The following is a 5,241-nucleotide window of genomic DNA, read 5'->3' on the forward strand; positions in this document are numbered from 1 at the left end:
CACCGAACCACCCCCACCCTCAATCCCTCCCCTCAAGGGGGAGGGAGGCGATGGAGCCACCGCCCTTGAGATGCCTACACGTAAAACGGATTGGCGCGTTGCTCGAGCGGCGATTCCAGCACCGAACGCATGACGAGCGTCACCCCGCCGGCGAGCCCGGCCTGCTCGCCGAGCTCGGAGACGATGAGGCGCGTGTTGAGCGCGGGGAGCTTCAATGCCCGCGACGACACCGTCTGGCGGATCGTCTGCAGGAACGCGTCGCCCGCCTCGAACATCTTGCCGTGCAGCACGATGATCGAGGGGTTGACGATGTTGATGATGTTGGCGAGCCCGATGCCAAGGTGCACCGCCGTCTCGTGCATCAGCTTGCCCGCCTGCCTGTCGCCGTTCTTGACGGCATCGAGGATGGCGGGGATGGTCGGTTCGGCCGCCCAGGCGGCATCGAGCCCGCGGGCGCGCTGCAATACAGCGGCGCTGCTCGCCAGCGCCTCCCAGCAGCCGCGGTTGCCGCACTCGCACAAGGGGCCGTGCTCGTCGATGGTCATGTGGCCGAACTGGCCGGCCGAATAGGAGCTGCCCGAGAGCATGCGGTCCTCGAGGATGATGCAGGAGCCTATGCCGAGCGTGACGCTGACGCACACCAGCGGCGAGTAGCCGCGTCCCGAGCCGAACTTCAGCTCCCCCCAGCCGATGAGCCGCGTCTCGTTCTCGACCATCACCGGCAGGCCGACGCGGGTGGCGATCATCGAGCCCAAGTCGATGTCGCGCATCACCGGCAGGCGGGCCGAATAGTGGACGATGGAATTGTGCGCATCGACAAGGCCCGGCACGCCGATGGCAACGCCCCCGACGCGCTGCCGGTCGACGCCGGATGTGTCGAGCGCCCGCCCGATCATGTCGACCACCACGTCCACCACCTCGTCGGCGCTGCGCCCCAGCACCGAGGGCTGCGTCTCGCGGTAGCGCATATGCGCGTTGCCATCCCCGACCGCGACGGTTGTCCTTTCCGAACCGATCATCACAACGACGGCGTACATGGCGTCGGGGTTGAACTGCAGAAGGATCGGCGGACGCCCGCCGGCCTGCGTCGTTTCGCCCTTGTCGTATTCGATGAGCCAGCCGTCCTTGACCAGTTCGCCGACGAGGTAAGTCACCGAGGCCCGGCTGATGCCGGTGATATCTGCCACTTCCGCCCGACCGATATGGGCCCGCTCGCGCACGGTGTTGAGCACGCGCATGCGGTTCATGCGCTTGAGGAGCGCCTTGCTGCCCACTTTGCTCACTTGGCGGTCATCCATGAAAACCCCGTTCGTCCCGGTCACTTACCTCTTATAGAAGAGTTGTGCGGAATGGGAAACGAGGTTAAAACAATAAGTGAATTAACCTCGCGCGGGACATCATGAAGCTTGCCCGGATCGGCCTTTATCAGCCAGCCAGCGTCACCGGGCGGCACACGCCCTATCTCGTCGAGCTTCTGGAACAGGAGCGGCTGAGCTTCGCCCTCCTTGCAGGCCTGCCGTCTGTCGGCGAGTTCGACCTCGTGCTGCGCTCCGGCGGTCCGGACGCGCTTTCCCCCGGGGAGCTCGACTACGTTTCCGCCGGCGGCCGGCTCCTCGCCTTTTCGCTCGAGGAAGGGCCGGAGGGCAGGGCCAAGGCGTTCGGGCAGGGGCACGCGGCGGTCAAGGGACAGCCGCTGCGCTTCTTTGCCGGCCGGCAGCTGCGCGGCGCCAGCCTCGAGCGCGGCTCGGCGACCGCGGCCGAAACCAGCGCGCCGTTGGTGCAGGAATTCGCCATCGGCCGCGGCCGGCTGATCCACGTCACCATCGACGTGCCCGACACCATCGTGCGCATCCAGCAGGGCGTCGGCCTCCTGACGCACGATCGACCCTCCGCGCCGGACGGCACCGCCGAGACCGCCGAGGGCATCCTCAAGGCCGACGACACCACCACCCTTGACTGGATCGAGGACCGCGGCAGAACCGCCACCGGCCAGCCCTATTTCCCGCTCGCCCATGCCGACCGCTGGCGGCAATGGCTCGTCGAGGAGATCGTCGGCATCGTCTCCCCGCGCGTGCTGCTGCGTCCGGCCGCCTGGCCCGGCGGCGCGCCGGGCGTCGTTCATCTCAGCCTCGACAGCGACGACAACGATCCCGACCACGCCGAAACGGCGCTCGTGCTTCTCGACAATCTCGACATTCGCGCCACCTGGTGCGAGCTCGAGGGCGGATACGGGCCACAGATGCAGAAGCGCGTACACGCGGCCGGGCATGAGGTCGCTCTCCACTACAATGCGCGGCCCGAAGAGAACGGCGTGTGGTCGGAGGAAGCTTTCGCCAACCAGCTCGCCCGGCACAACGCCACCGCGCCGGTGCCCGCCGTCAGCAACAAGAACCACTACACGCGCTTCGAGGGGTGGGACGCGTTCTACCTCTGGTGCGAAGCGGGCGGCATCCGGCTCGACGGCACCCGCGGGCCTTCCAAGATGGGCAACCGCGGGTTCCTCTACGGCACCTGTTTCCCGCATCGTCCGGCCGCCTTCGATCCTGCCGCACCGCGCCACCGCCTCTATTCGCTCGCCTTCCAGACCGCCGACATCGATTTCGAGCCGCAGCGCTGGGGCGACAGCAGCATCGTCGGCCCCCTGGCCGACGAGGTGATGGCGGTCGGCGGGTGCCTGCACCTGCTCAACCACCAGCGTTGGCTGCACAAGTTCGCGTCCGTGCGCGAAGCGCTGACCCGTGCCCTTTCGCTTGCCCGTTCGCGCGGCATGGTGGCGATGACCGGGCGAGAGATCGCCGACTGGGTCGATGCGCTGCGGGCCGTCCGCATCACCTCTGCCGGCAACGGGCTCGTCGCCGAGAACCTGCCGCCGGAAGCCGTGCTCGAAGTGCTCTCGGCCGATGGCACTCGCCGCCTGCCGCCCCCCGCGCCCGACGGCGCCGTGCAACTGGCTTCGTGAGGACCGCCATGTGCGCAGACAAGCTCGCCATTGACGGCGGAACCCCTGTTTTCGCCGGCCCCTTGCCCACCGGCCCACGTTTCGGCGAAGAGGAGCTGGCCGAGCTCAAGGAAGCGCTCGACCAGAACACGCTCTTCTATTTCTACGGGCAGAAGGTCAAAGCCTTCGCATCCGAGTTCGCGCGCATGCACGGCGCACCGGCGGCGGTGGCAACCACCAGCGGCACGGCGGCGCTGCATGTGGCCATCGGCAGCCTCGACCTCACCCCGGGCGACGAGGTCGTCACCTCGCCGATCACCGATTTCGGCACGGTCATCGGCCTCCTCTACCAGGGCCTCATCCCGGTCTTTGCCGACCTCGACCCGTCTAATGGCCTGATGACACCGCAGACGGTGGAGGCGGTCGTGACCGAGCGCACCCGCGCCGTGCTCGCCGTCCACCTCGCCGGCAACCCCTGCGACCTCACGGGCCTCAGAGCCCTCTGCGAGCGGCGCGGCCTCGCCCTCGTCGAGGATTGCGCGCAGGCGTTCCTTGCCCGCCACGGCAATTCGCTCGTCGGCACCGTCGGCCGCTTCGGCTGCTTTTCGACCAATGACTACAAGCACATCTCGACCGGTGACGGCGGCCTGCTGCTGGTGACCGACGCGGCCGATGCTTCCAAGGCTGCGGCTTTCGCTGACAAGAACTACCGGCGCGAGCTCGGCAGCGCCATGCGCCGGATTGACCTTCTTGCCCCGAACTTGCGGATGACCGAGTTGCAGGGCGCTGTCGGCATCGCCCAATTGAAGCGCCTGCCTTCGATCGTCGAGCGCCGCCAGGCCTTCGGCGATGGTTTGCGCGCAGCCGTTGCCCGTATCCCTGGCCTCACGCCCATGGCCGTCCGGCAGGGCGATACCTGCGTTTACTGGTTCTTCACCCTGACAGCCGAAGCGGGCGTCTTCCGCGGCGGGCGCGATGCCCTGGTCGAGGCGCTGAAGGCCGAAGGCCTGCCGGCGCGGCCCGGCTATCTCGAAGAGCCGCTCTACAACGTGCCGATGCTCAAGAACCGCACCGCCTTTCCCGGCACGCACTATCCCTTTGACCTCGCGCCACAGCACGAGCCCGATTGCCCGGGCGCCGAGCGGTATCTAGCCGAAACGATCGTGTTGCCGGTTTCCGAATTCTATGGCGCCGAGATACTCGCAAGTTATGCGCAAGCGCTCGAAAAGGTCACGTCCGCCCTTCGCGCATAATACGCGCGCACTGTTCTGCTAAATTGTTTTGAGTCACAAGTCCCGCGCAAAATAAAACGGGGCAAATCGAAACAGCATGCAGCATTTTGAGAGATTGAGGATCGGGAGCGTTTTGTTGGCCTGCCTGTTGGTGGCCGGTTGCTCTACGACCAATACGGCGCAGACGCCGACGCGCGCGCAGGCGCCAGCCAAGTCCGGCGCCGATTGCCGGCAGGCCGCGCAGAAGGCGGTGGAGGCCCAGACCAACGCCGCCGTCCTCGGCAGTGCGTTGTCCGTTGCCGGCGGCATTGGTGGTTTCGGCGGTCACGGTGGAGCGATCGTCGGGCAGGCGGCCTCCATCGGCGGCACGGTCATGCAGGCGCAGGCCCGCAATCAGGCGCAATCCGCGATGGCCGAATGCCATGGGTAGGACCAGGACAGGAAAGGCGCGGGTGGCGGCAATGTTCGCCGCCGCACTCGCCGTCGGCATCGCCATGCAGCCAGCTGGCGCGCTTGCCTTGACCCTCAAGGAGGCGACCACCGTCGTCGACCTCATCGAGGCGCTCGAGCCGCAACTGGGCGATTTCGCCTATGACGACGAGATCGCCGAATACTGGTTCGAGGAGGACTCCTACGGCGAAGGATGGATCGCCAAGGCCGGTTTCACCGCCGAGACCTGGAACCGGGCGCTGGGCGAAACCATGAGGGGGTTCATGGCCCTCATGCCCGATGCCGAGGTCGAGGCGACCTTCGCCGGCCTCAAGCAAGGCATAGAGGCGCTTCCCCAGCTCACCGAAGCGCAAAAGGCGGAAGCCTTGGCGGCTATCGACGAGGAGATCGCCTCGTTCCTCGCCAGGCGGGCAGAAGGCGAGCCCTTCGCGCCGATCGTCAAGCCGCTGGAGGACCGGCTGCGGCGCCTGACGCTCGACGAGGCCGAATAGCTGTCATCGGTCCCGCGGGTGCCGGGCAGCCGGCTTTGCTGGCAGCCGCGTTCACGCTCTGGAGCGTGTCAGGCTTATCGGAATCGGCGGCTCCATCGCCTCCCTCCCCCTTGAGGGGAGGGATTGAGGG

The 5,241-nt window shown here is 67.2% G+C and carries 5 protein-coding genes; 4 read left to right on the forward strand and 1 reads right to left on the reverse strand.

The window, feature by feature from the left end; translation table 11 throughout:
• Positions 1-74: 74 nt before the first annotated feature.
• A complete protein-coding gene (locus VE25_RS02715; protein ID WP_046107054.1) occupies positions 75-1,298 on the reverse strand; it encodes an ROK family transcriptional regulator in 1,224 nt (407 codons plus the stop codon).
• Positions 1,299-1,399: 101 nt separating this feature from the next.
• Between VE25_RS02715 and VE25_RS02720 the strand changes: the two genes are divergently transcribed.
• The 4 genes from VE25_RS02720 to VE25_RS02735 all read left to right on the forward strand — a co-directional run bounded on the left by VE25_RS02720 (position 1,400) and on the right by VE25_RS02735 (position 5,111).
• Positions 1,400-2,959 (forward strand): polysaccharide deacetylase family protein, encoded by a 1,560-nt coding sequence (locus tag VE25_RS02720; protein ID WP_052731679.1) that lies wholly within the window; start codon positions 1,400-1,402, stop codon positions 2,957-2,959.
• Positions 2,960-2,967: 8 nt separating this feature from the next.
• Positions 2,968-4,191, forward strand: coding sequence for a DegT/DnrJ/EryC1/StrS family aminotransferase (locus VE25_RS02725; RefSeq protein ID WP_046107055.1), 1,224 nt, complete (start codon positions 2,968-2,970; stop codon positions 4,189-4,191).
• A gap of 115 nt (positions 4,192-4,306) precedes the next feature.
• The gene (locus VE25_RS02730; RefSeq protein WP_152664489.1) at positions 4,307-4,600 is read left to right on the forward strand and encodes a hypothetical protein; all 294 of its coding nucleotides are present in this window, start codon (positions 4,307-4,309) and stop codon (positions 4,598-4,600) included.
• 31 nt (positions 4,601-4,631) lie between these two features.
• Positions 4,632-5,111, forward strand: a complete 480-nt coding sequence (locus tag VE25_RS02735; protein ID WP_244466849.1) for a hypothetical protein — start codon at positions 4,632-4,634, stop codon at positions 5,109-5,111.
• Positions 5,112-5,241: the final 130 nt, after the last annotated feature.

It is taken from the genome of Devosia geojensis, from assembly GCF_000969415.1.
GTDB lineage: Bacteria > Pseudomonadota > Alphaproteobacteria > Rhizobiales > Devosiaceae > Devosia > Devosia geojensis.

Excerpts from the sequence above, each read along its gene's own strand:
- VE25_RS02715 (WP_046107054.1), bottom strand. The coding sequence starts at position 1,298 with ATGGATGACCGCCAAGTGAGCAAAGTGGGCAGCAAGGCGCTCCTCAAG.
- VE25_RS02720 (WP_052731679.1), top strand. The coding sequence starts at position 1,400 with ATGAAGCTTGCCCGGATCGGCCTTTATCAGCCAGCCAGCGTCACCGGG.
- VE25_RS02725 (WP_046107055.1), top strand. The coding sequence starts at position 2,968 with ATGTGCGCAGACAAGCTCGCCATTGACGGCGGAACCCCTGTTTTCGCC.
- VE25_RS02735 (WP_244466849.1), top strand. The coding sequence starts at position 4,632 with ATGTTCGCCGCCGCACTCGCCGTCGGCATCGCCATGCAGCCAGCTGGC.